The organism is Rhodopseudomonas sp. BR0M22, from assembly GCF_010907035.1.
GTDB lineage: Bacteria > Pseudomonadota > Alphaproteobacteria > Rhizobiales > Xanthobacteraceae > Rhodopseudomonas.
On sequence record NZ_QUMK01000011.1, the window covers coordinates 46,291 to 72,997 of the forward strand.

30 protein-coding genes are annotated in these 26,707 nt (G+C 66.0%); 13 read left to right on the forward strand and 17 right to left on the reverse strand.

Features of this window, described 5'->3' with window-relative positions; translation table 11 throughout:
* Positions 1-27: 27 nt before the first annotated feature.
* Complete coding sequence (locus DY468_RS05345; protein ID WP_164603095.1) at positions 28-591, reverse strand: nitroreductase family protein; 564 nt, start codon at positions 589-591, stop codon at positions 28-30.
* A 291-nt stretch (positions 592-882) separates the two neighbouring features.
* Between DY468_RS05345 and DY468_RS05350 the strand changes: the two genes are divergently transcribed.
* Positions 883-1,692, forward strand: coding sequence for a YfdX family protein (locus tag DY468_RS05350; protein WP_164603097.1), 810 nt, complete (start codon positions 883-885; stop codon positions 1,690-1,692).
* Between the two features lie 155 nt (positions 1,693-1,847).
* Here the strand turns inward: DY468_RS05350 and thrS are convergent, their stop codons facing one another.
* Positions 1,848-3,926 carry a threonine--tRNA ligase gene (gene thrS / locus DY468_RS05355; RefSeq protein ID WP_164603099.1) on the reverse strand — a complete coding sequence of 693 codons (2,079 nt, stop codon included), beginning with the start codon at positions 3,924-3,926 and terminating at the stop codon, positions 1,848-1,850.
* Positions 3,927-4,148: 222 nt separating this feature from the next.
* Between thrS and DY468_RS05360 the strand changes: the two genes are divergently transcribed.
* A complete protein-coding gene (locus DY468_RS05360) occupies positions 4,149-5,267 on the forward strand; it encodes an MFS transporter (protein WP_205512035.1) in 1,119 nt (372 codons plus the stop codon).
* Positions 5,268-5,335: 68 nt separating this feature from the next.
* On the forward strand, positions 5,336-5,560 hold the full coding sequence (locus tag DY468_RS05365) for a hypothetical protein (protein WP_164603101.1): 225 nt from the start codon (positions 5,336-5,338) through the stop codon (positions 5,558-5,560).
* Positions 5,561-5,628: 68 nt separating this feature from the next.
* On the opposite strand, the gene DY468_RS05370 is transcribed toward DY468_RS05365, so the two are convergent.
* Positions 5,629-6,279 (reverse strand): O-methyltransferase, encoded by a 651-nt coding sequence (locus DY468_RS05370; protein WP_164603103.1) that lies wholly within the window; start codon positions 6,277-6,279, stop codon positions 5,629-5,631.
* 95 nt (positions 6,280-6,374) lie between these two features.
* On the opposite strand from DY468_RS05370, the gene DY468_RS05375 reads away from it, so the two are divergent.
* Positions 6,375-7,007, forward strand: a complete 633-nt coding sequence (locus DY468_RS05375; protein ID WP_164603105.1) for a TetR/AcrR family transcriptional regulator — start codon at positions 6,375-6,377, stop codon at positions 7,005-7,007.
* A gap of 2 nt (positions 7,008-7,009) precedes the next feature.
* Positions 7,010-7,435 carry a DUF3574 domain-containing protein gene (locus DY468_RS05380; protein WP_349644249.1) on the forward strand — a complete coding sequence of 142 codons (426 nt, stop codon included), beginning with the start codon at positions 7,010-7,012 and terminating at the stop codon, positions 7,433-7,435.
* Here the strand turns inward: DY468_RS05380 and DY468_RS05385 are convergent.
* From DY468_RS05385 to DY468_RS05395, 3 genes are all read right to left on the reverse strand, one after another.
* Entirely contained in the window at positions 7,425-7,622 is a 198-nt protein-coding gene (locus DY468_RS05385; protein WP_164603107.1) for a TenA/THI-4 family protein, read from the reverse strand. The two genes, DY468_RS05380 and DY468_RS05385, sit on opposite strands and share 11 nt — an antisense overlap.
* A gap of 43 nt (positions 7,623-7,665) precedes the next feature.
* Positions 7,666-7,911, reverse strand: a complete 246-nt coding sequence (locus DY468_RS05390; RefSeq protein WP_164603109.1) for a transcriptional regulator — start codon at positions 7,909-7,911, stop codon at positions 7,666-7,668.
* 100 nt (positions 7,912-8,011) lie between these two features.
* Positions 8,012-8,221, reverse strand: coding sequence for a cold-shock protein (locus DY468_RS05395; protein ID WP_164603111.1), 210 nt, complete (start codon positions 8,219-8,221; stop codon positions 8,012-8,014).
* Between the two features lie 278 nt (positions 8,222-8,499).
* Here DY468_RS05395 and DY468_RS05400 point away from each other — a divergent pair, with 278 nt between their 5' ends.
* Both DY468_RS05400 and DY468_RS05405 read left to right on the forward strand, forming a co-directional pair.
* Entirely contained in the window at positions 8,500-9,753 is a 1,254-nt protein-coding gene (locus DY468_RS05400; protein ID WP_164603113.1) for an arsenic transporter, read from the forward strand.
* Positions 9,754-9,871: 118 nt separating this feature from the next.
* A complete protein-coding gene (locus DY468_RS05405; protein ID WP_349644250.1) occupies positions 9,872-10,609 on the forward strand; it encodes a DUF3750 domain-containing protein in 738 nt (245 codons plus the stop codon).
* On the opposite strand, the gene yidD is transcribed toward DY468_RS05405, so the two are convergent.
* Positions 10,596-10,985, reverse strand: a complete 390-nt coding sequence (gene yidD / locus DY468_RS05410) for a membrane protein insertion efficiency factor YidD (protein WP_164603115.1) — start codon at positions 10,983-10,985, stop codon at positions 10,596-10,598. The two genes, DY468_RS05405 and yidD, sit on opposite strands and share 14 nt — an antisense overlap.
* A gap of 240 nt (positions 10,986-11,225) precedes the next feature.
* Here yidD and DY468_RS05415 point away from each other — a divergent pair, with 240 nt between their 5' ends.
* On the forward strand, positions 11,226-12,116 hold the full coding sequence (locus tag DY468_RS05415) for a COG3904 family protein (RefSeq protein ID WP_164603117.1): 891 nt from the start codon (positions 11,226-11,228) through the stop codon (positions 12,114-12,116).
* A gap of 213 nt (positions 12,117-12,329) precedes the next feature.
* On the opposite strand, the gene DY468_RS05420 is transcribed toward DY468_RS05415, so the two are convergent.
* Positions 12,330-12,782 carry an iron-sulfur cluster assembly scaffold protein gene (locus DY468_RS05420; RefSeq protein ID WP_164603119.1) on the reverse strand — a complete coding sequence of 151 codons (453 nt, stop codon included), beginning with the start codon at positions 12,780-12,782 and terminating at the stop codon, positions 12,330-12,332.
* A gap of 267 nt (positions 12,783-13,049) precedes the next feature.
* Between DY468_RS05420 and folE the strand changes: the two genes are divergently transcribed.
* A complete protein-coding gene (gene folE / locus DY468_RS05425; RefSeq protein WP_164603121.1) occupies positions 13,050-13,739 on the forward strand; it encodes a GTP cyclohydrolase I FolE in 690 nt (229 codons plus the stop codon).
* Between the two features lie 28 nt (positions 13,740-13,767).
* Complete coding sequence (gene hisI / locus DY468_RS05430) at positions 13,768-14,223, forward strand: phosphoribosyl-AMP cyclohydrolase (protein WP_164603123.1); 456 nt, start codon at positions 13,768-13,770, stop codon at positions 14,221-14,223.
* 9 nt (positions 14,224-14,232) lie between these two features.
* Here the strand turns inward: hisI and DY468_RS05435 are convergent, their stop codons facing one another.
* A complete protein-coding gene (locus DY468_RS05435) occupies positions 14,233-14,925 on the reverse strand; it encodes a hypothetical protein (protein ID WP_164603125.1) in 693 nt (230 codons plus the stop codon).
* Positions 14,926-15,141: 216 nt separating this feature from the next.
* Between DY468_RS05435 and DY468_RS05440 the strand changes: the two genes are divergently transcribed.
* A complete protein-coding gene (locus tag DY468_RS05440) occupies positions 15,142-16,176 on the forward strand; it encodes a transglycosylase SLT domain-containing protein (protein ID WP_164603126.1) in 1,035 nt (344 codons plus the stop codon).
* 7 nt (positions 16,177-16,183) lie between these two features.
* Here the strand turns inward: DY468_RS05440 and DY468_RS05445 are convergent, their stop codons facing one another.
* The 6 genes from DY468_RS05445 to DY468_RS05470 all read right to left on the reverse strand — a co-directional run bounded on the left by DY468_RS05445 (position 16,184) and on the right by DY468_RS05470 (position 23,536).
* Positions 16,184-17,131: a LysR family transcriptional regulator gene (locus DY468_RS05445; RefSeq protein ID WP_164603128.1), complete on the reverse strand. Its 948-nt coding sequence runs from the start codon at positions 17,129-17,131 to the stop codon at positions 16,184-16,186.
* An 80-nt stretch (positions 17,132-17,211) separates the two neighbouring features.
* On the reverse strand, positions 17,212-18,885 hold the full coding sequence (locus DY468_RS05450) for a carbon-nitrogen hydrolase family protein (RefSeq protein ID WP_164603130.1): 1,674 nt from the start codon (positions 18,883-18,885) through the stop codon (positions 17,212-17,214).
* A 59-nt stretch (positions 18,886-18,944) separates the two neighbouring features.
* A complete protein-coding gene (locus DY468_RS05455) occupies positions 18,945-19,688 on the reverse strand; it encodes an ABC transporter ATP-binding protein (protein ID WP_246700888.1) in 744 nt (247 codons plus the stop codon).
* Between the two features lie 89 nt (positions 19,689-19,777).
* Positions 19,778-20,770, reverse strand: coding sequence for an ABC transporter substrate-binding protein (locus tag DY468_RS05460; protein WP_164603134.1), 993 nt, complete (start codon positions 20,768-20,770; stop codon positions 19,778-19,780).
* Between the two features lie 35 nt (positions 20,771-20,805).
* A complete protein-coding gene (locus DY468_RS05465) occupies positions 20,806-21,591 on the reverse strand; it encodes an ABC transporter permease (protein WP_164603136.1) in 786 nt (261 codons plus the stop codon).
* 319 nt (positions 21,592-21,910) lie between these two features.
* Positions 21,911-23,536: a carboxylesterase/lipase family protein gene (locus DY468_RS05470; RefSeq protein WP_246700889.1), complete on the reverse strand. Its 1,626-nt coding sequence runs from the start codon at positions 23,534-23,536 to the stop codon at positions 21,911-21,913.
* A gap of 232 nt (positions 23,537-23,768) precedes the next feature.
* Between DY468_RS05470 and DY468_RS05475 the strand changes: the two genes are divergently transcribed.
* On the forward strand, positions 23,769-24,938 hold the full coding sequence (locus tag DY468_RS05475) for a DUF2336 domain-containing protein (RefSeq protein ID WP_164603138.1): 1,170 nt from the start codon (positions 23,769-23,771) through the stop codon (positions 24,936-24,938).
* Positions 24,939-25,091: 153 nt separating this feature from the next.
* Here DY468_RS05475 and DY468_RS05480 read toward each other — a convergent pair whose 3' ends face one another.
* Together DY468_RS05480 and DY468_RS05485 are read right to left on the reverse strand one after the other, a co-directional pair.
* Positions 25,092-25,682, reverse strand: coding sequence for an Hpt domain-containing protein (locus DY468_RS05480; RefSeq protein WP_164603139.1), 591 nt, complete (start codon positions 25,680-25,682; stop codon positions 25,092-25,094).
* A 16-nt stretch (positions 25,683-25,698) separates the two neighbouring features.
* Positions 25,699-26,244, reverse strand: coding sequence for a response regulator (locus tag DY468_RS05485; protein ID WP_013501756.1), 546 nt, complete (start codon positions 26,242-26,244; stop codon positions 25,699-25,701).
* A gap of 226 nt (positions 26,245-26,470) precedes the next feature.
* Here DY468_RS05485 and DY468_RS05490 point away from each other — a divergent pair, with 226 nt between their 5' ends.
* Positions 26,471-26,656 carry a hypothetical protein gene (locus DY468_RS05490; RefSeq protein WP_246700890.1) on the forward strand — a complete coding sequence of 62 codons (186 nt, stop codon included), beginning with the start codon at positions 26,471-26,473 and terminating at the stop codon, positions 26,654-26,656.
* Positions 26,657-26,707: the final 51 nt, after the last annotated feature.

Sequence of the window (26,707 nt, forward strand, 5' to 3'; positions counted from 1 at the left end):
GCGCGCGGGGAGAGGCGCCGTCGAGGCTCAGAACCTCGTCACCACCTCCGACAGCGTCGGGCGCGGCCGATCCTCGATGTCTTTCGGACGGGTGCCGATGTGGATGAAGCCGGCGAGCTTTTCGTCGCCGCGCAGGCCGAGGCCGCTCAGCACTTCGGGATCGAACGCGATCCAGCCGGTCAGCCAGTTGGCGCCGTAGCCGAGCGCGGTGGCGGCCGAGACGATGTTCATGCAGCTCGCGCCGGCGGACAGTTCCTGCTCCCAGACCGGCACCTTGGGGTGCGGCTTCGGCGACGACACCACCGCGATCACCAGCGGAGCTTCCAACAGTCGCGCCTTCTCGGCGGCGATCTCGGCCGCGGTTGCGCCAGGGTTCTTGCGAGCGAACACGTCGGCGATCACCTCGCCGGCGCGGGCGCGGGCATCGCCTTCGAACACGATGAACCGCCACGGCGCGATCTTGCCGTGGTCCGGCACCCGTGCGCCGATCGTCAGGATCGTTTCGAGCTGGTCGGGCGAGGGACCGGGGCCAGTCATCTCGCGCGGTTTCACCGAGCGGCGGGTTTCGAGGAAGGAAATGACGTCCGACATGGCGTGGCTCCGGCGATCGGGTCGCATGATGATCGGTGGACCTTCTAGCAGAGAACACGCGTCCGATCGACTGCCGGAGCGCGTTTCAGAGAGCTTCCAACAAGTCGCGATGCCGTTTCACGGATCGCGCGCGGTGGTTGGCAGTGCCTGCGGCACAAGGATTTCAGAAGTTTAATGAAACGCGGCCGGTAGTCCGGCCGTTGTCCGGGCGAACTCGACATCGTGGGTTCTGCCGACCGATCACCGGAAGTCGATGACCGCGTTCGACAGCTAATTTGAGGAGAAACGATCATGCTTCGTGTCAGAACAACGCTCATCGCCACCGCTCTCGCAACCACCGCCCTCTGCGGCGCCGTCTATGCGGCGGATCACCAGCCTGCTCCGGATCACGTCGCCGCGCAGGACTTCTCCAAGCTGTCGAAGGACGGCTTCAACGCATTCCAGGACATCCGCGAGGCGCGGCTGGCGCTGTTCAACGGCAAGCCCGAGGCGGCGCGCAAGGACGTCAACAAGGCGATGGAGTCGCTCGAGAAGAGCAAGACCGACGACTCGGTGTTTCTGAAGGCCGAGGCCGACATGAAGCTGATCCCGCCGACCGCCGACAAGTCGCAGCAATCCGATCATCAGAGCACGGCCTCGACCACGCCGGTGAAGTGGCTGCCGATCAACGGCACGATCACGGTGCAGGAAGACTACTCGGCCGTGCCTGCCAAGGTGGCCGCGATGAAGACCGCGAATTCGCAGCTCAAGGCCGGTAAGCAGAAGGAGGCGCTCGAGACGTTGAAGATGAACGACGTCAACGTCGCGGTCTCGCTCGAAGTTGCTCCGGTCGACGCCACCCTGAAGGGGGTTGATCAGGCGTCCAAGCTGCTCGATGCCGGCAAGTACTACGAGGCTAACGGCGCGCTGATGCAGGTCGAGAACGGCGTCCGCTACTCGGTGGTCGATATCCAGGACAAGGCGCAGCCGCACACGGCGGCCAACACCGCGGCTCCGGCCGCGAAGGCCGCGCCGACCACCAGCGGCCAGGCGAGCGCCAAGCCCGCGGCGGCTAGCCCGTCCGCGACCACGCCGTCGCCGGCAAGCTCGCCGACCCATTGATGATCGTTACGGTCGAAGCGACGGATGATCTCCGGCCGTCGCTTCGACCCGCTCCGGCAGGCGGCGGCATTTGCAGGGACGCGGGTTGCTTCTGCAATGCCGCTGCCGCCGGTCGGGTGAGCGAGGGCAGGTCGCCCCCGCTCGAGGCTGTCGGCTTACTCGGCCGCGACGGCAGGCGAGGCGTGCATCCGCTTCACATCGGGCGGGGTCGCCTCGTCGACCAGTGCGGCGATGGCTTCGTCGGTGGGCATCACCTTCTGGCCCTCGCTGCCGAGGCGGCGGACGGAGACCGAGTGGCTCTCGGCTTCCTTCTTGCCGACCACCAACAGGGCGGGGACCTTGGCGAGCGAATGCTCGCGCACCTTGAAGTTGATCTTCTCGTTGCGCAGATCGATGTCGGCACGCAGGCCTGCCTTACGCAGCGCCGCCAGCACCTTCTTGGCGTAGTCGTCGCCTTCCGACGTGATCGTGGTGACGACGACCTGCACCGGCGCCAGCCACAGCGGGAAGTTGCCGGCGTAGTGCTCGATCAGGATGCCGGTGAAGCGCTCCATCGAGCCGCAGATCGCCCGATGCACCATCACCGGCGCCTTCTTGGCGCCGTCGGCGTCGATGTAGAATGCGCCGAACCGCTCCGGCAGGTTGAAGTCGACCTGCGTGGTGCCGCACTGCCAGTCGCGGCCGATCGCGTCGCGCAGCACGTATTCGAACTTCGGCCCGTAGAAGGCGCCTTCGCCCGGGTTGATCTCGGTCTTGATGCGGTTGCCGCCCTTGGCCTTGATTTCGGACAGCACCGTAGCCATCACGCGCTCGGCGTGGTCCCACATCTCGTCGGTGCCGACGCGCTTTTCGGGGCGGGTCGACAGCTTTACCGTCAACTCGCCTTCGAAGCCGAAGTCGGAATAGGTCGACAGGATCAGATCGTTGATCTTGATGCACTCGTCGGCGAGCTGCGCCTCGGTGCAGAACACGTGCGCGTCGTCCTGGGTGAAGCCGCGCACCCGCATCAGGCCGTGCATCGCGCCCGACGGCTCGTAGCGATGCACCACGCCGAACTCGGCCATCCGCAGCGGCAGGTCGCGGTAGCTCTTCAGGCCGTGCTTGAAGATCTGAACATGGCCCGGGCAGTTCATCGGCTTCAACGCGAACCAGCGCTTGTCCTCGGCGTCCTCGCCGGCGGACTGCGCCGCGAACATGTTCTCGCGGTACCACTCCCAATGGCCCGAGGTCTCCCACAGTACCTTGTCGAGGATCTGCGGCGCGTTGACCTCGTCGTAGTCGCCGGCCAGGCGCCGGCGCATGTAGCCGACCAGTGACTGGAACAGGCTCCAGCCCTTGGCGTGCCAGAACACGACGCCCGGACCTTCCTCCTGGAAGTGGAACAGGTCGAGTTCACGGCCGAGCTTGCGGTGGTCGCGCTTCTCGGCTTCCTCGATCTGATGCAGGTAGGTGTCGAGGTCTTCCTGCTTGGCCCAGGCGGTACCATAGATGCGGGTCAGCATCGGGTTGTTGGAATCGCCGCGCCAATAGGCGCCGGCCACCTTCATCAGCTTGAAGGCGGTGCCGATCTTGCCGGTCGAGGTCATGTGCGGGCCGCGGCACAGATCGAACCACTCGCCCTGCTTGTAGATCTTGATGGTCTGGTCTTCCGGAATGGCGTCGACCAGCTCGACCTTGAACGCTTCGCCGTTGTCGGCGAACACCTTCTTGGCTTCGTCGCGGGTCCAGACTTCCTTGGTGAACGGTTTGTCGCGCGCGATGATCTCGCGCATCTTCTTCTCGATCGCGGCGAAGTCTTCCGGGGTGAACGGCTCGTTGCGGAAGAAGTCGTAGTAGAAGCCGTTCTCGATGGTCGGGCCGATGGTCACCTGGGTGCCCGGCCACAGGCTCTGCACCGCTTCGGCGAGCACGTGGGCGCAATCGTGCCGGATCAATTCCAGCGCGCGCGCATCGTCACGGGCCACGAAATCGATCGCGGCGTTGTCGTCGATCGGATCGGCGAGATCGGTCAGCGTGCCGTTCAGCGCCATCACGACGGTGCGCTTGGCGAGCGAGGGCGAAATGCCCTTGGCGATATCGAGCCCGGTAGTGCCGCGCGGATATTCGCGGGTCTTGCCGTCGGGGAAGGTGATGGTGATCTGGTCCATGGGGGCCACCGGCTTGAGGTTGGAGAGGGTGTACTGGAAGCCGGAGGTGGACGCGGAAGGCTTGTCGCCCGAAGTCTTGTCGGTCATCGGAAGGCTCCTCTGGCTCACTCCTGCGTACGAGCGCAGGTAAGCGGAAAGGGGCTGTATAGCAGGGGAATCGGACGATTCAAGGAACCCGGACCCCGCGGCGGCGCGCATTTCGCCCGCTGGTGTCGCGGAGGATGCGCGGTCGCTCAGAATTTTAATGCACTTGCATTTAAAGCCTGCTAGCCTCTGGTGGTGTCCCGCTCGTTTGCCCCCACCGCCCTGATGCTCGGCAATTTCGTCACCGGAACCTCGGTTCTGGCGCCGGCCGGCATGTTGCCGGATCTGGCGGCTGGGCTCGAGGTGACGATCCGCGATGCCGGGCTGCTGATCACCTTCGGGGCGATCGTGCTGTGCATCGGCTCGCCGCTCACCGCCTGGCTGACCAGCCGGATCGACCGCCGGCTGCTGCTGACGACGACGCTGGCGGTGCTGGCGCTCGGCAATCTCGCCTCCGCCTTTGCGCCGAACTATACCGTGCTGCTGGTGCTGCGGCTGGCGATGCTGTCGGTCGGCGCGCTGTACACGCCGCAGGCCGCCGGCGCGGTGGCGCTGATCGTGCCGCCGGAGAACCGCGGCGGCACCATGGCCTATGTGTTTCTCGGCTGGTCGCTGGCGGTGGCACTCGGCGTACCGCTGGTCACCTTCGCGGCCGATCATGCCGGTTGGCGCGGCGCCTATCTCACCGTCGGCGGCATCGGGCTGATCAGCTTCATCCTGTTATGGCTGCGACTGCCGGGCGGTCTGACGGCGGCGCCGGTGAGCCTGCGCACCTGGGCCGCCGTGGGGCGCAACCGCCGCATCCTGACGCTGCTCGGGGTGTCGTCGCTGCAGACCTCCGGGCAGTTCGTGGTGTTCACTTTCTTCGGGCCGCTGCTCACCGGCCTGACCGGCGCCGGACCGCGAGAGATCGCGCTGGTGTTCGCGATCTACGGCGTCTGCGGCTTCGTCGGCAACATCGTCGCGAGTCGAATTGTCGACGGCTGGGGCGCGTATCGCACCTCGGCGCTGTTCACCTCGCTGATGCTCGCCGGCGTCGCCGGCTGGACGTTCGCGGCCGGTCATTTCGCCGTGATGGCCGCTGCTGTGGCGGTGTGGGGGCTGGGCTTTGCGGCCTCGAACTCGATGCAGCAGGTGCGCTTGGTCACGGCCGATCCGATGCTCGCCGGCGCGACGGTGTCGTTGAATACGTCGGTCCTGTATGTCGGCCAGGCGGTCGGCTCTGCGATCGGCGGCACACTGTTCGCCGCCGGGCTGCTGCACGTCAACGGCTACGTCTCCACCGCGGTACTGGCTCTGGCGCTGTGCATGGTGGTGCTTGCGACCCGCGACCGCAACGCTTGAGCGCGCCGCAGCCGCATCGCGCCGCGCTCCGACGTCTCACATAGTTGATCACGCCGAGCAGCAGGCGCGTGCCGATCAGCACTGGCGCGTGGGTCGGTGAGGCGTGCGGCGGGATCAGCACCGCGATCGCGGTGAAGGCGATGCAGATGTGCAGCGCCAGCCGGCGGCGCAGCGACAGGGCGGGGGCAGGCGAGGCATCGATCGAACGGACGGCCATGGGAGTCTCCAGGCTGATCCGCGATCGGCGGCGTCATCAGCGCACGCCGACCGCGATGGATCGGGACGTGCGTTGATTGACGTTGAACGCTTACGGCCGGCGTTGCCGGCGGCAGACCGCGGGGCGCGCGCCCCGTCGGAAGTATCAGCCGAGCCGCATCGACAGCTCGACATCGCCGGCGAACGGCACCGACAGATAGCCGTTCGCCGGATCGCGCACCCTGGCGAGATAGTCCGGGCAGTGATCGGCGTTGTCGGCGACGATCAGCGCGCCGGGGGACAGACGGCTTTCGAGCCGGTCGAGAATGTCGGCGTACAGCGCCTTGGCGCCGTCGAGCAGCACCAGATCGATGCGGTCGGGCAGATCCTTGCTGAGCGTCTGCAGCGCATCGCCTTCGCGGAATTCGACCAGATCGGCGAGATCGCCGGCTTCGAGATTGGCTTCGGCGCGGACCAGCTTGGCGTGCTCGAACTCGGTGGTGATCAGCCGGCCGCCGCCATTGTCGCGCAGCGCGGCGGCAAGGTGCAGCGTCGAAATCCCGAATGAGGTGCCGAACTCGACGATGGTCCGGGCGCGGCAGCTTCGTGCCAGCATGTAGAGCAGTACGCCGGTCTCGGGCGACACGGCGAGGGCGTAGTCTTTCAGCCGCCCGTACAGCGTCGCGTAGTCGGTCTTGCTCCGCATCATCGGCAGTGTGCCCGGCGGGAGCTGATCGAGCTGCGGCTGTGCGGCCTGGGCTTCGTCGAACAGCCGCGCCAGCAGCGGGGCCAGCGGTGAGGTGGTGAGGGTGGTCATGGCGAACTCCAAAGGGAGTGATCAGCGCGATGTTGCGCGTCCTCAGAAATACGAATAAATATTCGCATTCGCTAATCGCATTCCCCGAGGCGCCGATGGCCGAACGCCGAAGTGGTTCAATTTCCTCGCGGAAACAGCCGCAGCAGGCGCGTTCGACCGAACTGGTTGCGGCCATTCTGGAGGCGGCTGTTCAGGTTTTGGCGAAGGAGGGCGCGCAGCGCTTCACCACCGCGCGGGTCGCCGACAAAGCCGGCGTCAGCGTCGGCTCGCTGTATCAGTACTTCCCCAACAAGGCCGCGATCCTGTTCCGGCTGCAGAGCGACGAGTGGCGGCAGACGTCGCAGATGCTGTGCGATATTCTGGAGGACCGCAGCGATCCGCCGCCGCAGCGGCTCCGCCGGCTGGTGCACGTCTTCATCCGGTCGGAATGCGACGAAGCCGAAGTCCGCGGTGCGCTCGATGATGCCGCGCCGCTTTATCGCGATGCGCCGGAAGCTCGCGCCGCGCGGAAGGCGATGGACGGAACGATGGCGGCATTCTTGCGCGAGGCTGCGCCGAACAGCTCCGATGCCGCTCGCCTGCGGGCGGCCCAGCTGATCGGCCATACCATCGCCGCGCTCGGCAAAGACTTCTCCAGCCGCCCGCGCACGGCGACTGAGATCACGGCGTATGCGGACGCGGTTGCCGATATGCTGTGCGCTTACTTGAAAACGCTGCGGCGAGGATGATCGTGAGGAAGCGCAACATGATGCGGCTGCTGATCGCCTGTGTGAGCGCGGCGACGCTCGCCGGCTGCGCCGCGTTGCCGGGGCCGGCGTGTTTGCCGCCGTCGCAGCCGATGCTGGCTGCCGAGCTGGCATTCGGCCGCAATATCGGCGACCGGCTCGGCGTCAGCGATGCGGAGTTCACGCGCTTCACCGCCGAGGAAATCACCCCGCGGTTTCCAGAGGGGCTGACGGTGGTCGACGGCGCCGGGCAGTGGCGCGACAGCGAGCGCGGCGCCATCGTTCGGGAAAAGGCGAAGCTGGTGACGCTGGTGTTCGCCGAGGATCCGGCCAAGCGCGCAGCGCTGAGCGCCATCGCCGAAGCCTATAAGCAACGCTTCAAGCAGCAGGCGGTGATGATCTCGGTGCGGCCGAGCTGTGTCAGCTTCTGAGCGCAGCGGCGGTGCCGCGGTCGGTGATCTGATAATGCGTCGCTCGGGAATACACCGAGGATCGCTTCAGCCAGCCGAGTTCGACGAGAGTCTCGAACGGCTTCTGCTCGCGCGCGCCGAACACTTGGCGGCGACCGCCGGTCGTATGGATGTCGCGGATCAGCTTGAAATCGTCGGCGGTCGCCATCGTCGTCTCCAGCCGGGACCGCGCAGCCAGCGCTCCGCGCGCTTCAAGTTGTCGAGGTCTTGCGGGCTCGCTTCTTCGGCGCTGCTGGAGCGGCGGCCACAGCCGCGGCGGCCTGTTCGGCCTCGTGCGCGAGTCGCAGTTCGCGAAGCCGCGCCATGTTCTTTCGCGCAGCGACCGCCTCGCGTTCGATTTCCGCCATCCGCTGCGCGCCTTCCTGCTGTTCGAGCGCCTTGCGGCGAGCCCGTTCGATGCTGGTCGGGGAGGGGGTGGTCGTCTTGGTATCGCTCATATCCGCTTCCTTTCGGCACGCGCGGCAAAACCCGCTCGATCCCGAGGATCGAACGGGCCCATCTGCCGTTTCAGTACATCCGTGAAACGGAGACGCTGGATCAAGCCAGCGCGAGATTTTCCGCGCTGCTCTTGCCGCGCATCTTGTCGACCTTGACTTCGAACGAGACCTTCTGGCCTTCGGCGAGGCCCGACAGTCCGGCGCGCTCAACTGCGCTGATGTGCACGAACACGTCGTTGCCGCCGTCGTTCGGCGCGATGAAGCCAAAACCCTTTTGGCCGTTGAACCACTTTACGGTACCAGTCGTCATTTCCATTCTCCAAAGCACATCGTCCGCGCCAACGTGGCACGTGACGTTTCAACTAATCGATGACTTTGGGAAGGAGCCCGCGGGCGCATTCAGAAAGGCACAGCGGCTAATCGAATAACCAAACCGTATAGCATCTGCCCCCGTCATACAAGGACTATATTGTCGCGCGCTGCCTGCAGGGACTGCAACCGTACCGATAGAGACAATCGCAGCGTCATCGCTTATCGGTTAGTTCCGCTTCCTTCAGCCTGATGTTCCACTTCGCGATGCCGAGTTTCATGCTCTCCCACGATCCTATTCTGACTTGGAGTATTGTCGCCCTCGCCACCGCAGGGGTGATCATTCGGCCGCTGCGCTGGCCCGAAGCAGTGTGGGCGGTCGCGGGCGCAGTCGCGCTGGTGGTGCTCGGTCTCCTGTCGTGGCAGGACGCGCTCGCCGGCGTGCGCAACGGCATCGACGTGTATCTGTTCCTGATCGGCATGATGCTGATCGCCGAACTGGCTCAGCGCGAGGGGCTGTTCGATTATCTCGCGGCGTTCGCTGTCGAGCATGCGCGCGGTTCGCCGCAGCGTCTGTTCCTGCTGGTGTATGTCGTTGGCGTGTTCGTGACGGCGCTGCTCTCGAACGACGCCACCGCGATCGTGCTGACGCCGGCGGTGTATGCGGCGACACGCGCGGCGGGCGCTGCGCCGCTGCCGTATCTGTTCGTCTGCGCCTTCATCGCCAATGCGGCGAGCTTCGTGCTGCCGATCTCCAACCCGGCCAATCTCGTGGTATTCGGCGAGCACATGCCGCATCTCGGCGGTTGGCTGCAGCAATTCACGTTGCCGTCGCTGGCGGCGATCGTCGTCACCTATCTGACGCTGCGGTTCGCGCTGCGCCGTTCGCTGGCCGCGCAGACGATCGAGCTGCAGGTCGAGACGCCGCATCTGTCGCGTGGCGGCAAGCTCGCCGCGGTCGGCATCGGGGCGATCGCGATCGTGCTGCTGACGGCTTCGGCGCTCGATGTCGCGCTCGGGCTGCCGACCTTCGTGTGCGGCCTCGTTACCACCGCGGTGGTGTTGGCGGTCGCCCGGCAGTCGCCGGTTCCGGTGCTGAAGGGCGTATCGTGGAGCGTGGTGCCGCTGGTCGCGGGCCTGTTCGTGATGGTCGAGGCGCTGAGCCGCACAGGGGTGATCGGCGCGCTCGGCGGGTTGCTGCGCGAAGCGGTGGCGGACGCGCCACGGCTCGGGTCCTGGATGGCCGGCATCGTCACCGCGATCGCCTGCAACATCGGCAACAACCTGCCGGTCGGCCTCGTTGCCGGCTCGGTCGCGGCCGACAATCACCTGCCGCGCGAGACCATTGCGGCACTGCTGATCGGCGTCGACCTCGGGCCGAACTTCTCGGTCACCGGTTCGCTCGCCACCATCCTGTGGCTGGTGGTGCTGCGGCGGAACCAGATCGAAGTCACAGCGTGGCGGTTCCTCAAGCTCGGTCTGATCGTGACGCCGCCGGCACTGATCGCCGCGCTCGCTGCGGCGGTGTGGTGAGCCTCTGCCACGTTGCTGACGTCGCGCGCCGTTCCCGCACGACAGCGTGATCGGTTCTGGCGAGGGCAGGGGGGCCGTCTATATTCCAAGCATCCTCCGTCATCCCGATCATTCCCGCGTGAGACGTCTTGTGCTGATCCTGTTGGCGTTGCTGATCGTGCCGATCGCCGTGTCGGCCGGAAAATACTGGCTGGGCGATCGCAGCGTCGATTGGCAGAGCGCCGACCGCTCCAGCGCCGGGCTGTTGCCGCCGGCCGTGCAGCATCCGGACGCAATGGTGCGGGTGTTTGCCGCGCGCACCGTGCGGTGGCGCGGCATCTTCGCGGTGCACAGCTGGATCGTGGTCAAGCCGGCGAACGCATCGCGCTACACCCGCTACGACTACACCGCCTGGGGCACGCCGATCCGCGTCAACGGCTTCGTCGCCGATGGTCGCTGGTTCGGTGACGAGCCGCAACTGATCGCGGCGGCCGATGGCGAAGCGGCGGCGGCGATGATCCCGAAGATCGAGGCGGCCGTGAAGGGCTACAAGCTCGCGGCTTACGGCGACTATCGCGCCTGGCCGGGACCGAACTCCAACACCTTCGTCGCCGCGGTGCTAGCGGCGGTGCCGGAACTGCGAACGACATTGCCGCCCACCGCGATCGGCAAGGACTATCCGTGGGACGGTGATTGGTTTGCTGTGACGCCATCCGGCACCGGCATTCGTGCCACGCTCGGTGGTTATCTCGGGCTGACGCTGGGCTGGATCGAGGGCGTCGAACTCAACCTGCTCGGTGCCGTGCTCGGCTTCGATTTGCGCCGGCCGGCGATCAAGCTGCCGGGGCTCGGCCGGATCGGGTTTAGTCCGGCCTAGCGGGCGGATGTGAGCTGCAGCCGCATGACGGGGCATGCTCCGGCGGCGGCGCGTTGACGCCGCGCCAGCGGGCGTAGCGCCACGGCAGATACCAGCGCGCGCCGGGCGGCGTGGCCTGCGGGACTAAGTCGATTCCCGAGGTGCCGAACGGCTGGCAGCGCAGCAGCCGCGCCAGCGTCATCCAGCCGCCGGCCCATAGCCCGAACCGGCTGATCGCCTCGTCGCCGTACACCGAACAAGTCGGCCAGTGCCGGCAATTGTAGCCGACCAGCGGCGACAGCGTGTGACGATACAGCCAGATCAAGCCACGGCCGGCATTGCGCGGCAGCCGCAGCAGCGCGTCGATCCAGTTAGTTGCCCCAGTTGGTAGTTGCATGAGCAGATGCCGTTTCGACGAGCGGCGCTTTGCCTGGTTCCTTTGCGGGGAACTGCAGCGCACCGACATTTGCGCAACACTTCACCTGAAACTCGCGCCCAGTTGAGCGCAACGCAGCAAAACGCGGTGGTGTTTGCGATTGAACGAAGTTAGCTTTTTCACAACGGTTCGGTAACAGAGGCGTGACAGATTCGGGTTGGAACTTGTCACGCGGTGCTGCTGGAGACGAGGGAAGCTAGGTTGGAACGCGTGGTTCTCTCCTGTTTGACCGGTTCGGCGCTGTGGCGGGTCGCAGTGCTCGGGCTCGTTCTACTGGGGTTCGCGGCCGACAGCAGCATTCCCGTTACGGCAGGCGCCGCCAGTCTCGAAGCCCGGCGGCAGCCGATGAAGTTCGGCTGGGTCGCCTGCGATCCGGATTGCGGCGGGTGGATCAGCGCCGTCGGGATCGTCACCACCGACACCCCCAAGGATTTCGAGGACTTCGCCCGCGACCGCAATCTGAGCGGCGCGACCGTGGTTTTGGATTCGAGCGGCGGCTCGGTCAACGACGCGATCACGCTGGGGCGGCGCTGGCGCAAGCTGGGGCTGGCGACCACGGTCGGGATCAGCATGCCGGCGGCGTCGCCGCTCGGCAACCGGCCGCGGATCGACGGCAAAGCCTATTGCGAATCCATGTGCGTGTTCCTGCTGTTGTCCGGTCAGGCCCGATACGTGCCGGAAGGCGCCCGCGTCCGGGTGCATCAGATCTGGATGGGCGACCGCGCCGAGGATGCGCGTGGCGCCAGCTACACTGCGCAGGACATGTCGATCGTCGAACGCGACATCGGCCGGCTGGCGAAGTTCACCTTCGAGATGGGCGGCACCGGCGATCTGCTGTCGCTCGCGCTCAGCGTGCCGCCCTGGGAAGATCTGCACGAATTGTCGCGGGCCGAGCTACAGGACACCAATCTGATCACCACACAGGCGATCGCCGATCTGTTGCCCGGGCTCGCCGGCGTGCCGGCCAAGACCGTGGCGTCGGCCGAGCCGAAGCCGGTGCAGGATCGCTTTGCCCCGCAGCCGGCGGCCGCCACCAAGACCGCCGAAGCGCTCCCCACCGGCGGCACCGCCGCCGCGCAGCCGGGGCACTGATCCAGCACTTGGTCAGTCATTCGGGGGCGCGCGAAGCGCGAACCCGCAATCCCGAGATTTTTGTGCGTTGTCTTTCACAGCGTCGAGATTCCGGGCTCACGCGCTCCGCGCGTGCCCCGGAATGACTCGCAGGGAGCTGCGCTCGCGCCCCGGAATGACACGGGGGGCGAGGCGTTGCGCGCGACGTCGGAATGACTCGGGGAGAGGGTGGGCTTACGCCGTCGCCTTGGCGCCGTCCTTCTGCGCTTCGATCTGCCCGATCGCGTCGACCACCGCGTCGAAGGTCAGCAGCGTCGAGGCGTGGCGGGCCTTGTAGTCGCGGACCGGCTCGAGCATCGCGATGTCGGCCCATTTGCCGTCGGGCGGGGCGCCGTTCTCTTTCAGCATCTTGCGCACGGTCTCGCGCAACGCTTTGAGTTCGCTGGCGGTCGAGCCGACCACATGGCTCGCCATGATCGACGACGAGGCCTGGCCGAGTGCGCAGGCTTTGACGATGTGGGCGAAGTCGGTGACGGTGTCGCCGGCCATCTTCAGGTCGATCGTCACGGTCGAGCCGCACAGTTTGGAATGCGCGGTGGCGCTGGCGTCAGGATGCTCGAGCCGCCCGATCCGCGGAATATTACCAGCCAGTTCGATGATGCGCTTGTTGTAGACGTCGTTGAGCATGCCGCGAATTCCATGCCGGCGCTCGACACGCCGGTCGCCCGGAGGCGGCGACCTTGGCGGTTCCGGCTTGCCGTCTTATATAGGAAGCGTGGCTTCCGAAATGAAGCCTCGCCGTGCGGCTGACTGCGCCGCGCGGAGGTCGCGAGCCGAAATCGGTCAAACACTTGGCCGGGCGGGCTCGCCGAAGGGATCAAGACGACCGGCTGTTGTCCGCCCGTCTGCCCGGTGACACATCCGGCCCAACAAGGCCGGTCGAACGGAGAGAAGATGGACGCCAAAATCAAGCCGATCCGCGGCACCAAGCCGGCCGATGGCCGCCCCGAATTCCAGCCCGCCGAGCTCGATCCGTCCGAGTTCCTCGAAGTCGCGGTGCAGCCCGATCAGCCGCGCCCATCGCGCGCCGAGGCCGAAGCCGCGGTGAAGACGCTGCTGTCCTATATCGGCGAGAACACCGAGCGCGAGGGCCTGCTCGATACCCCGCGCCGGGTCGTCGAAGCCTATGACGAGCTGTTCCAGGGTTATCACCAGTGCCCGAAGGAAGTGCTGGAGCGCACCTTCGGCGAAACCGCCGGCTACGACGACTTCGTCCTGGTCCGCAACATCAGCTTCACCTCGCATTGCGAGCACCATGTGATGCCGTTCTACGGCAAGGCACACATCGCCTATACGCCGGTGGAGCGCGTGGTCGGGCTGTCGAAGCTGGCGCGACTGGTGGATATTTTCGGCCGCAGGCTGCAGACCCAGGAGCATCTCACCGCGCAGATCGCCGCAGCGATCGACGAGGTGCTGAAGCCGCGTGGCGTCGCCGTGCTGATCGAGGCCGAGCACACCTGCATGTCGGTGCGCGGCATCGCCAAGAAGGGCGCCACCACCTTCACCAGCCGCTACACCGGCGTGTTCCGCGACAATCCGGCGGAGCAGGCGCGGTTCATGTCGATGGTCAGGGACCGCGGCTAACACGCGAATCCTGCAAGGCAATTCAATCGTGTCCAGCGAAAAGCGTTCAAGCTCTTCACCTGTTGCGCCCGATGACATCGAGGAAGGCGTTGTGCTGCGCCCGAAATTCGATGCGCACGGGCTCGTCACCTGCGTCGCCACCGACGCGCGGAGCGGCGACGTGCTGATGGTCGCGTTCATGAACGACGAAGCGCTCGACCGCACCATCCAGACCGGCGAGGCCTGGTACTACAGCCGCTCGCGCAAGCGGCTGTGGAAGAAGGGCGAGACCTCCGGCCACGTCCAGCAGGTGCTGGAGATGCGCGTCGACTGCGATCAGGATGCGGTGTGGATCAAGGTCGATCAGACCGGCGGCGCCGCCTGCCACACCGGCCGGCACTCCTGCTTCTATCGCCGCATCGACCGCGGCGGCGACGGCGCGCCGGTGCTGATCGAAACCGACTCCGAGCGCAAGTTCGATCCGGACAAGGTCTACGGCAAGTAGCCGAGCGGATCAGGCCAGCCGCCTGGCGATTTCGCGCTGCTGCTGCACCAGGTCTGGACCGGCCTTCGCACCGGTCGGGTCGGCGATGCTGTCGATGTAGTCCATCGCGGCGGATCGCAATTCGCCGTCCTTGAGGCTGATCACGCCCGACAGCGTCTGAATATTCATCGAGCGGATGTTGTAGTTGCTCCAGGCGCTCTGCTGCTGCTTGCTGCCCGGAGCGCTGGAGCCCTTCTCCTTGTTGTAGAGCTCGAGCGCGGCGTTGGCCGCCTTCAGCGAATTGAGACCGGCGATCGCTTTCAATTCTTTGGCAAGATCAGGATTGTCCGCGAAGAACTTCTCGATCTTTTCCTTCCACGGCCCTTCGGCGGTGACCTTGCCGAACTTGTCGACCTGGAGCCGGACCGCGTCGTCGAGATTGACGTTCATGCCTTTGAACGCGTCGGTCAGCTTGGTGGTCAAGGCGTCGGTGCGCTGCTGCAACATCTCGTCGAACGACAAGGAAAGCTTGGCGGTGGCCGCTTTGTCGGCATTGGCTTTGTCGAGGATCGCCTGGGCGCGCTCGGACAATTGCACCGTATCGGTGGACTTGGCGGTCGACTGACCAGCCGCCGTTCCGGAGCGGTTGGCACCGGTCTGTACGAGACTCGTCGTCGGCGCCCAGCTCGATGTCGCGGTGGAAGAATTGGCGATCGTAGTCATGGTGGCCTCGCGCGTCGGATTTCGGGAAGAATCTCCAGACGACCACCAGGAATAGAACCAACTGCCGGGTTAAGACAAAGTTAAACGCCGGAGGTTCGGGCCGATGCCGCTTGCCCTTGGGCGTTTTAACTCCTCGTTAACCATGTTTGCCCAAGGTTGCGCACGGTGGAGTGGGCGCTTCCGCGCGCGAACGGCGCATTGGAGCGGGGCAGGGCAATGGCGGCTGAGGTCTCAAATCCGGCGGTGATGATCGTCGATCCGGCGCGGACCAAGGTCGCCGGCGCGATCAAGCAGGCTGCCGGCCAGACTGGCACCAGCTTTCAGTATCTGCTCGCCACCGCCAAGATGGAATCGGACTTCAACCCGAGCGCCCAGGCCAGCACCTCTTCGGCGCAGGGCCTGTTCCAGTTCATCGATCAGACCTGGCTCGGCACCGTGAAGGAAGCCGGCGCGCAGTTCGGTTACGGCCAGTACGCCGACGCGATCACCCGCTCGGCGTCCGGCAGCTATTCGGTCAGCGATCCGTCGGCGCGCGCTGCGATCATGAATCTGCGCAACGATCCGGTGGTGTCGTCGGCAATGGCAGGCGTGCTGACTCAGTCGAACAGCTTCAAGCTGACCGGCGAGATCGGCCGTCGCCCGTCGGATGCCGAACTCTACATGGCGCATTTTATGGGTGTGGCCGGTGCCGCCAAGCTGATCAACGCTGCGAGCGACACGCCGAATGTCGCCGGCGCCGCGCTGTTTCCGTCCGCCGCCGCCGCCAACCAGTCGATCTTCTACGACCGTTCCGGCAACGCCCGCAGCGTTTCGGAGGTGTATTCCAATCTCACCTCGCGCTATCAGGCCGCCGCCAATGCGCCGGCGACGCAAAGCGCGATCGCGTCGGTCGCTGGCCTGCCGGTGACGCTGGCCTCGGCCGCGCCGCCGGCGCCTGTCGACAATGCCGCGTATCTGGCGAGCTTCCCGGACGTGCGCAACGTGACGCCAGCTCAAGCCGGCGATGCGGCGCGGACTGCCACCTCACAGCGTGGTAATGAGCCGATCTTCCGCTCGCTGTTCCTCGGCGGCGACCGCGCAGAGCCGGTCTCGCCGGCGGTGCAGTCGTTGTGGACGTCGCCGCCGCAGGCCCAGATCCAACCGCAAAGCCAAACCCAAACCCAGACGCCGGACCTGTCGCGCACCCCCGAAGTGCGCAAGCCGTCTCCGCTCGATCTGTTCAGCGACCGCAACGGCACGTTCGCGAGCTGAGCGCTGGTCAGCTGCTCCGCTTCCGGCGGCTGCGTTGATTTTGCACCGAGTTGAGAAAGTCCTTGTCGGCCTCGATCCGCTTTTCCAGATAGCCGACGACGGCCTTGATCCGCGCGACGTGCAGCAGGTCCTCGTGAACTGACAGCCAGACGTCGCGGGTGGTGAAGAGCTCGGGCATCACCGGTATCAGCTCGGTATTGCCGGCCGCCACATAGGACGGCAGCATTGCGATGCCTTGCCCGGCCGACACGGCGATCGACTGCGCCACCAGGCTGGTGCTGCGAAACACCGTGTGCGGCGGTCGCAGCACGTCGGACAGCCAGCGATTCTCTTTGCTGTAGATGTAGTCCTCGATGAAATCGATGAAGGCATGGGTCTCAAGCTCCTTCACCGTCGTCGGGGGACTGCGTCCGGCGAAATACACATCGGTGGCGTACAGCGAGATCCGGAATTCGCCGACCTTCTTGATCGACAGCCGTTTGCCGTGCGGCCGGAAGAAGCTGACGAAGATGTCGGCCTCGCGCCGGCTGAGGTCGAGCAGCCGCGTGTCGGTGATCAGCTCGATCTGGATCGATGGGTAGATCCGGTTGAAGTCGGCGATGCAGCGCGTGAGATAAAAGCTGCCGATCCCCTCCATCGCGGCGATCCGCACCGCGCCGCCGGCATCTGCAGTGTCGGTCCCGATCGCCTCGACGATGGCGTTCGCCTGGCTTTCCATGCTTTCGGCGTATTGCAGCAGCCGCATGCCGATCTCGGTCAGCGTGAAGCCCGCCTTGCTGCGCTTGAACAGCGTCGAATTCAGGCTGCGCTCCAGCTCGCGGATGCGGCGACTGACGGTGGTGTGGTCGACTTTCAGCTTGGCCGCCGCACGCACCAGACTGCGCTGCCGAGCCACCTCGAGGAAGTAGACGACATCGTTCCAGTCGTAGCGGATCTTGCGCTGAGCCTTGGACACCGTCTCCTGCCGTCCCGCGGGCCGACCGGCGCTGCTGCGCCGGTCCCGCACCTTGATCGGCCGGTCACTGGTCAAGTGGGCTAGGCCGCGACGATCGGAGCGTAAGTCTCCACCAGGCGGTTTGCAAACATGTCGACCTTCGGGATCATCAGCTTCTGCCGGCAGACCGCCAGATCGATGTGCTTGGGCATCACCGCACCGAGCTTCATCACCCGCGGCGCCGCGATATTGATGTCCCATTGCGGAAAGCCGGTCGGCGGGATCACGACGCTGCCGCCGGGGTAGGGGCTGTCGACCCGGTTGGCGAGCACGACCGCCACCCGGTTGTCCTCGGCGCGCGGTACGGCGAGCAGTTCGCGCTCGAACGGCTCGCGCAGCGCCGCCGGCCACAGGATGATGTCGGCCGCGCCGATGCCGAGGCAGCGCGAGGTCTCCGGAAACACCGCGTCATAGCCCGACATCACGCCGATGCGGCCGAACGGGGTCTCGAACACCGGATAGTCGAAGCCGGCGACCGCCCATTTGCGCTCCTCGGCCGTGAGATGCGTCTTGCGATAGCGGCCGATCTCCTTGCCGTCCGGCCCGACCAGCACCGTGGTGACATAGAGGCCGGCGGCGGCGCGCTCGACGATCGGCGCCGCGATCAGACAGCCATAGCGGGCCGCGATCTTGGACACCGCGGCGAGGTTCGCTGCGGCTTCGTCGGCTGCCGCCGCTGCTTCGGCCGGCGTCAGGATGTACTGCGCGCTGAACGCGTATTCGGGCAGGGTGATCACCTTGGCGCCGAGCTTGGCGGTGTGGTCGACCATGTCGAGCACCTCGGCGACGCTGCAGTCCGGCGTGACGTGGATCTGCACCGCCGCGACCTTGGTGACCGATTGCGACGGGATCAGCGGGCGATCGGCAACGCCAGAGACCGGGGTCTTCTCATACGGCAACGCCATGATGCCGTAGGTCTCGGGGCGGCGATCGGCGATCTTGTCGTTGGCGGTGTAGATCGATTTGTCGGCGGCGGCGTCGAGGTCGATCGTGGCGATCGACATCCCGTGGGTGTCGTAAGGCACCTTCGACAGCACGCGGCCCTTCGGATCGACGATCATACTGCCGCCCGGATAATAGATCGAGCGCTCGTAGCCGGCCTTAGTCGCAGCCACCAGCCAGACACCGTTCTCGTAGGCGCGCGCCGGTCCCCACATGTCGGCCTGATCCATCGCGAAGAAATTCGCCATGTCGACGATCACTTCGGCGCCCTGCATCGCCATCGATCGGAAGATCTCGGGGATGCGGCCGTCGAAGCAGATCAACAGGCCGATCTTGCCGAGATCGGTGTCGACCACCGGGCAGCCGCGCTCGCCGAACGCGAACCAGTTCTGGTCGTGGGTGGCGAGAAACTGCTTGTGATAGTGGCACGCGACCTCGCCCTTGCGGTCGAACATGATGCCGGTGTTGAAGATCTTCTCTTTGGCCGGATCCCATTCGGTGATGCCGCTGGCGATATAGATGCCGTGCTTGCGGCTGAGAGCCGCCAGTGCCTTGACGAACGGGCCATCGGTCAGCGTCTCGGCGAGTTCGCGGCAATGCTCGGGCGAGTCGAACAGATAGCCGGTGTCCATGCATTCCGGGAACACGATCAGCTCGGCGCCCTGCCGGACCGCGTCCTCGACGTAAGCCGTCGCCAGCGCGATGTTGAAATCGAAATCGCCCAACTTGGCGAGTGTCTGCACCGCAGCGGCGCGAAACCGGCGCTTCGTCATGTCAGTCTCCAGATTGTAGGGTTGTTCGGGTCCGTCGGGCCCGGCTCAGCCGGCGCCCGTCATTTCTTCACTTCCTGCCAGAAGCGATCGAGGCAGTGGCGCTTCAGCGCCATGAACGCGTCGCCGGTGGTGACTTCGAGATTGCGCGGCCACGGCAGATCGATGTCGACGATCTCGGCGACTTGGGTCGGTCGCCGCGTCAGCAGCACCACCTTGTCGGCCTGCTCGATCGCCTCGTCGAGGTCGTGCGACACCAGCAGCATCGTGGTCTTGGTCTTCATGAAGATCTTCTGCAGCTGCTCGCGCATCGACATCGTCATCTCGTAGTCGAGCGCCGAGAACGGCTCGTCGAGGAACAGCACCTCCGGCTCGGTGACCAGCGCGCGCAGGATCGACACGGTCTGCTGCTGCCCGCCCGACAGTGTGTAGGGATAGGCATTGAGATCGATGCGGATCTCGAATTCCGCCAGCAGCTTCTCGATCCGCCGCGTGCGCTCGGCACGCGGCACGCCCATCACCTTGAGCGGGTAGTGGATGTTGTCGATCGCTCTCAGCCAAGGAAACAGCGCCTCGCGATAGTTCTGGAACACGTAGGAGATCCGCGTCTCGCTGATGCGCTGGCCGTCGTACAGCACCTCGCCGGCGTCCATCGGCATCAAGCCCGAGATCATGTTGATCAGCGTGCTCTTGCCACAGCCGTTCGGACCGAACACCGAGATGAACTGGCCGAGCGGCAGGTCCAGGTCGAAGCCGTCGTAGATGACGGCGTCGTTGAACGTCTTGCGCAGGCCCCGGATGGTCATCTTCGCCTGCCGACCGGGCTTTGCGGCGGTGGGTGGGGGTGCAATCTCGGTCATCGGCTCCGGCCGCAATTGGAGGACGCTGCTCGGGCTCATTCGCCGAGATCCGCCTTGGTCAGCAGCTTCTCGCGAACGTTGATCGGGCCCGGCACCACGCCTTCGGCGATGAACACATCGACCAGCGCCTGATAGGATTTGACGTCGGTGTCGTTGATGTCCTTGAAGCCGCGCAAGTAAGGCTGCGCCACCAGATCGAGCTGATCTGCCTTGATCGGCGTGTAGGCCGGCAGCACCGCCTTGTATTTGTTGAAGTCGGCGTTGACGAGGTAGGTGGCCTGGTCGATCACCGCAACGACTCGGCGGGCGACGTCGGGCCGCTCGGTCATGAACTTGGTCGTCATCACCGAGGCGCCGGAATAGAACGGATCGGCGATCACGCTGGCGACCGGATTGGTCATCGCGCGTTTGGCCTTGCCGGAGGCGACCGCAATCGAACCGACCGGCTCCAGCGACAGCGTCGCGTCGACCGTGCCGCCGACCACCGCCGGGACCTGCATGGCCACGGCGAGATCGACCAGCTTGACGTCCTTGTCCGGATCGAGGCCCGCCGCCTTCACCATGTGGCGGGAGATCGTCCGCCACTGGATGCCGGGGACGTGGCCGAGCGTCTTGCCCTTGAGGTCGGCGAAGCTCTTGATGGTGCTGTCCGGCTTGACGATCAGCCCGTCATTGATGCGGTCGACCTTGATGCCGCCGCCCTGCAGCCCGAAGATCTTCAGCTTGCCGGGGAATTTCGACTCCGCGATCATCGCGATGCCGGCTGCGGCGCCGGGCGGTCCGAAATCGGCACGGCCGGCGATCAGCGCGTCGATGATCTGGTTCGGCGACTCCATCTTGGCGGAGTCGATCTCGATGCAGGCCTTTTCGAACAGCTTCTGGTCGAGCGCGACGTAGTACGCGGTGGTCTGCATGATCGGCAGCCACGCCGCCGTCACCTTGTCCATCTTGTCGCAGGCCGCCTGCGCGCCGCCGGCGGCGGTGAGGGTGGCCGTCACCGCGGCGGCGAACAGAAGTGATTTGGACATCGTTGTCTCCTTGTGAGCGGGGGCAGCGGAGCGGGTCATTTGCCCGACCAGTGGATGATCGAGCGTTCGAGAAACAGCAGGATCAGATTGAGGCCGTAGCCCATCGCGCCGGCGATCAGGATCGAGCCGTACATGTCGGTGAGCGAGTACGAGATCTGCGCGTCGATGATGCGGTGGCCCATGCCGTCGGTGGCGCCGATGAACATCTCGGCGACGATGATCACCACCAGCGCCAGGGACACTGCCGTGCGCAGCCCGATGAAGGTCTGCGGCAGGGTCTCGAAGAAGATGACGTCGCGGAAGATGCGCAGCGAGGATGCGCCCATTGAGCGCGCGGCGAGGATGCGGGTCTGCCGCGCATTCATCACGCCATAGGCGACGTTGAACACGATCACCAGCCACGCCGCGAATGCCGCCACCGCGATCTTGGCGAGGTCGCCGAGTCCGAACAGCAGCAGGAACAGCGGAAACATCGCGGTCGCCGGCGTCGAGCGGAAGAAGTCGACGATGAACTCGACCGACCGATACACCGCCGCCTTGGCGCCGAGCACGATGCCGACCGGTACGCCAGCGACGATCGCAATCGCGATCGAATAGGCGACGCGCACCATCGTGTACCAGAAATCCTTGGTCATGCTGCCGGACCAGATCGCGACCGCTGTGTCGTGCAGGGTGTCGGTGGGCGAGGGCAGCAGGTCCTTGTTGACCCAGCCGGCGCGCGCCGCGATCCACCAGACGCCGAACAGCAGGATCGGCCCGACCGCCAGTTCAGTGGCGCGCCGCAGCCGCGCGGCCGTCGTTTTGGAGATCTCTGACTGCACAACTATCTCCGGGTCGTGGGGCGGATGTGTTGGTGCACCCATCATCGCCGAGCGGGGCGGACTGAAAAGGACGAATTGTGCAACGCGATGTGCAAAAATGCATATCCAACCGGTCGCGGCTGGCGATTAATTTGTAATCATACATTGTTGTATTTGTGGGCGGCCGTCATCGCGCGCCGCGCTGCGGTGCGCCGCATCGGTCCGAGCCACGAACTAACAGCTTTGACGGGTGTTTGCGATCGACGGCGGCCACTCCGCTGGTGCGGAGGGCCTTTGGTGCCGAGCCGAGTGGGAGCGGGCGGGCGCTGAGCGCCGCGCCTCACTCGGTCAGGATGGTCGGGTACAGCGTCTTCCAGAACGCGCAGTGGTGCTGTGCAGAGGCGTCGAACGGGCCGAGCTGGCCGGGCGTGAGATTGAGCACCTGGCTGTTGCCGGTGAACTGCGGCCAGGCCGGGGCGCCGTGTGCGGACGGCGTGCCCTTCTTGGCGAAGCTGGTCCAGTACGCCACCATCTGGTCGGCCAGCGCCTGCGAGGCCGGCTTCAGGTCGGGGCCGGCCAGCGCGCGGGTGTTGTCGTAATGCGGGAACAGATAGGGCAGTTCGGAGGAATGCACCGCGCCCATCTCGAAGCCGGGATCTGCAGTGACCGGCGGCGCGTCGCGGTCGCCGAACACGAATTCGTACACCGGCACCGACTTGCGCAGTAGCTTGGCGGTCTGCAGATAGATGCAGTTGTTGATGCCGACATCGGCGCGGAAGTCCGACCATGCCGTGCCGAGCGCGCTCGGCGCCGACGTGTAGTTCGCCAGCGGGTACTGGGCCAGCACCTTGTCGGTGCGCTCGCCATACACCGCCTTGAGCTGGTCGGCGTAGGTGTCCGCGGTGATCTTGTCGCCGGCCTGCACCGCATAGGCGACGTAGAGCCTGAGTTCGTCGCGGGTGCCGCCATTGATCATCGGCACCTTGACGAATTTGCCGGCGGGCAGCGCCTCGGCGCCCGGCAGCGGCACGGTCTTGGCGCCGATCACCGGCAGGAAGGTGACGATGCTGGAGCCGGCCACCTTGGTGCTGGCGTCGAGCAGTTCGTCCACACTCTTGCCACGCAGACAGGACAGCGCCGTCGCATCGTCGGTGCACCCCGCTTGGGCGGCGACTTTCTCGCCGACCTTGTTGCCGTCGGCGACGGTCGGCAGCGGCGTGACGCAGCCGGCGCTTTGCACGATCGCCTTGGTGAACAGGCCTTCGGTCTCGTCCGGCGCCAGGATGTGCATGCAGACGCTGGCGGCGCCGGCGGATTCGCCGGCCAGGGTGATGTTGTCCGGATCGCCGCCGAACGCAGCGATGTTCTGCTTCACCCAGCGCAGCGCCAGCCGCTGGTCCTCGAGGCCGTAGCCGCCGTTGTGATCGGCGTCGAAGGCCGGATGCGCGGTGAAGCCGAACACGCCGAGCCGATAGTTCATCGACACCATCACCACGTCGCCCTGACGGACCAGATGGTCGAGCGGATACAGCGCGCTGGAGCCGCCGACGAAGGCGCCGCCGTGGATCCACACGATCACCGCGCGCTTGCGCTCCGGTTCGTTCGCCGGCGCGGTGACATTGAGAACCAGGCAGTCCTCGTTGTTACTTGATTCCGGAATGCCGTAGCGCTTCGGCTGCGGGCAGGCGCTGCCATAGGCGGTGGCGTCGCGCGTGCCCTGCCACGGCGCGGCCGGCTGCGGCAGCGCGAAGCGCAGTTCTCCGACCGGCGGCTTGGCGTAGGGAATGCCCTTGAACTCCCGCACCCCGTCATGGACCGCGCCGCGCACCGTGCCGAGCGTGGTCGTCACCAGCGCCGGATCGGTGGTGGTTTCGGCCGAGACCGCGGTGGTCGACCATCCGGCGCCGAGAAGTAGCAGAGCGACCGCCAGCGTTCGCGCGTGGTTCGTTCGGGCGATGTCGGGCAAGGCGATCCTCCGGGTTGATGCGGCTGCAAAGTCCGCTGACGTACTGATAACAAGCAGCGGTTCTTGCGAGGTTAAGTCACTGAAGAGGCTTGGGCCGCGCCCTGCGCGATTAACGAAACGTCAATATTCGCAGCCGGTTATGGTGAACCCTTTGTTAAGGGGCATGGTTTATTGATCGTTGATGAGAGGCGCCCGACAGGCGTTGGGTGAAGTTGCGTCGGCCGGAAGTGTCATGATTGTTCGGCAGTTCATCAGTTGGATCCGTCACGCACCGGCCGGCGAACGCGCCGAAGCCACCCGCGCTCTCGCCCGCGCCTGGTTGATCTCCGATCTTTCGATCGATGACCGCATCGCCGCCGAAGGCGCGCTGCTGTTGATGCTCGACGATCCTGCGGCTCAGGTGCGCCGGGTGATCGCCGAAGTATTCGCCTCCAGTCCCGATGCGCCGCCGACGATCGTGCGGGCGCTCGCTTCGGATCAGGCCTCGGTGGCGCTGCCGGTGCTGGAATTCTCACCGCTGCTGCTCGATGCCGATCTGGTCGATATCATCGCGACCGGCGACAACGCGGTGCAATGCGCGGTGGCGCGGCGCTTTCAATTGCCGGCTGCGGTATGCGCGGCGATCGCCGAGGTCGGCTCGCCGGCTGCGGCGCTGGAGCTGATCGAAAATCCGCACGCCGAACTGGCGCCGTTCTCGTGGGACCGCATCGTCGAGCGCCACGGCCATCTCGCGGCGATCCGCGAGTCGATGCTGGCGCTGCCGGATCTTCCGGCGACGACGCGGCTGGCGCTGGTGGGTAAACTGTCCGACACCTTGCAGCAATTCGTGGTGGCGCGGGGCTGGCTCAGCGCCGACCGCGCCGCGCGTGCGACCGGCGAGGCGATGGATCGCTCGACGGTGGTAATCGCCGCAGGCGCCCGCGGCGCCGACATGGCGGCGTTGATGCGGCATCTGCGCCAGACCCGCACGCTGACCGCCGGACTGATCCTGCGCGCGCTGCTGTCCGGCAATCTCATGCTGGTCGAACATGCGCTCGCCGAACTCTCCGGCACCGCGCCGGCGCGGGTCGCGGCGCTGCTCGCCGATGGCGGCCGCACGTCGCTCAACGCGCTCCTCGGCCGCGCCGGCCTGCCGGAGACGGTGTTTCCGGCCTTCCGCGCCGCGCTCGCCGCCGAGCGCGAGATCGGCTTCGTCGCCAATGAATCCGGCGCCGCCCGGCTGCGCCGCCGCATGGTCGAGCGGGTGCTGACCCAGTGCGAGACCGATCCCGACACCGCCGGCCCGCTGCTGATTTTGCTGCGCCGCTTCGCCACCGAGTTCGCCCGCGAAGAAGCCGCAGCGCTGCGCGACGAAGTGATCGCCGAACAGCAAGCCTGGACCTACGCGCCGGTCGCGGCGTAGCGCGGCCCGCAAGCCAACGATGAGTCATTCCGGGGCGCTTGCGTAGCAAGCGAACCCGGAATCTCGCGCTGTTGAGCGCTCGGCGTCGTCACAACCTCTGGATTCCGGGTTCGCCGCTGCGCGGCGCCCCGGAATGACCAGCGCGTAGCGAACCTACTCCTCCGGCACCAAGCTCGGCGCGAGGATGGCTTCGAGGTGTTCGGGGCGGTCGCGGTTGACGGCGGCGAGGTAGTCGTCGGCGACGCCGCGCAGCTTGCGGTTCAGCGCGCGCTGCACTTCGGATTTCTGGCCGCCGGCGCCTTCGCGGACGATCGCCTGGATCGCGGCGACATGGTTGGCGATCAGTTCGTCCGGCACCTTGGCGAGATCGGGCGCGTGCTCGATGATCCGGCACAGGCTGGCGGCGGTCGCCGCCGCGGCCGGAAAACCGAAGGTCGTGGCGTCGCCCTTGATGTCGTGCGCGGCGCGAAACAGCGCGGCGCGACTATCCTTGGTGACGCCGTCGCGCAGCAGGTCGGCGTGGGCGGCGGCGAGCCGCTGGCATTCCTCCGCCATCCAGTCGCCGAACTCGCCGGACAGCGACGCCAGCGCCGCTTCGGCGCGCGCCACCGGATCGTCGGCGGGCTCGGCCGGCGCGTCCTCCACCAGCCGCCGCATCGCGCGGCGCAGCGGGTTGGCCTGGGTGATCACCTGATGGGTCGGGAAGGTCGCGACCTGAATGTCGCCGGGGCGTGGCTTGCTCATGGCTCTCGATCGCCTGCTAGGTGTTGACCCGGGCTTTGTCGAGCAGCGACGGCTGCTGGATGATGTCCGCTTCGCCGCCGTGGCGCCGCTCCGGGCCGATATAGCCGGCGGTGGTGTTGCGGCGGCGGTCGGGGCCGAAGTAATTGCGGGTGCGGATGAACGGGCGCGGGCTCGCCACCACGTTGAGGATGCGCTGATACAGGCCCTTCGACGAGATCGGCTTGGCGAGGAATTCGGTGACGCCGGCATCGCGCGCCAGCGTGACGCGGCGCTTTTCCGAATGCGCGGTCAGCATGATGATCGGCGCATATGGATTGCCCTTGGCTTCCGGCTGCCGGATCATCTGCGCCAGCTCCAGTCCGTCGAAGATCGGCATTTCCCAATCGGTGATCAGGATGTCGGGCGAATAGTGGCTGTACATTTCCAGCGCGGTGGCGCCGTCCTCGGCTTCATAGACTTCGCGGGTGCCGAACGAATGCAGCAGCGTGCGCAGGATGCGCCGCATGTGCGGATTGTCGTCGACGATCAGGAAGCGCAGCTTGTTGAAGTCGATCCGGTACATGGCACGGCCCGGGCGCGCTTTGCGCCGATAAACGTTGCGTTAACGATAGCGGCGCGTCGTTAAGGAAGAGTTGAGGGGGAAGCGACCGGCGCGGGGAGCGACGGCGTTGCGACTTTCGGCTGCGACCGCATGGCGCAGCCTCGGCGAATCCATCGGCGCCAGATCGCAGTGGCGATGGAACCCGAAATCGTGCGGACTAGGGATTGTCCTGATTCGGATGGCGCGCATGACCACGACCACCCCGCATTGCCCGACCTGCAACGTTCCCTTGGAGCTCACCGGCAATCGGCCGCTGGTGCAGGGCTATCAGGTGCGCGAATACAAATGCGCGACGTGCGAGACGATCACCCACCGCGCCACGCCGTGGGACCATTCGCTCACCGAGCCTCACGGGCATTTCTATCACGAGTAGCTCGTGTTGCACCGCACAGGCGCGCTTCATCAAAGCTTAGCCATCGCGCAC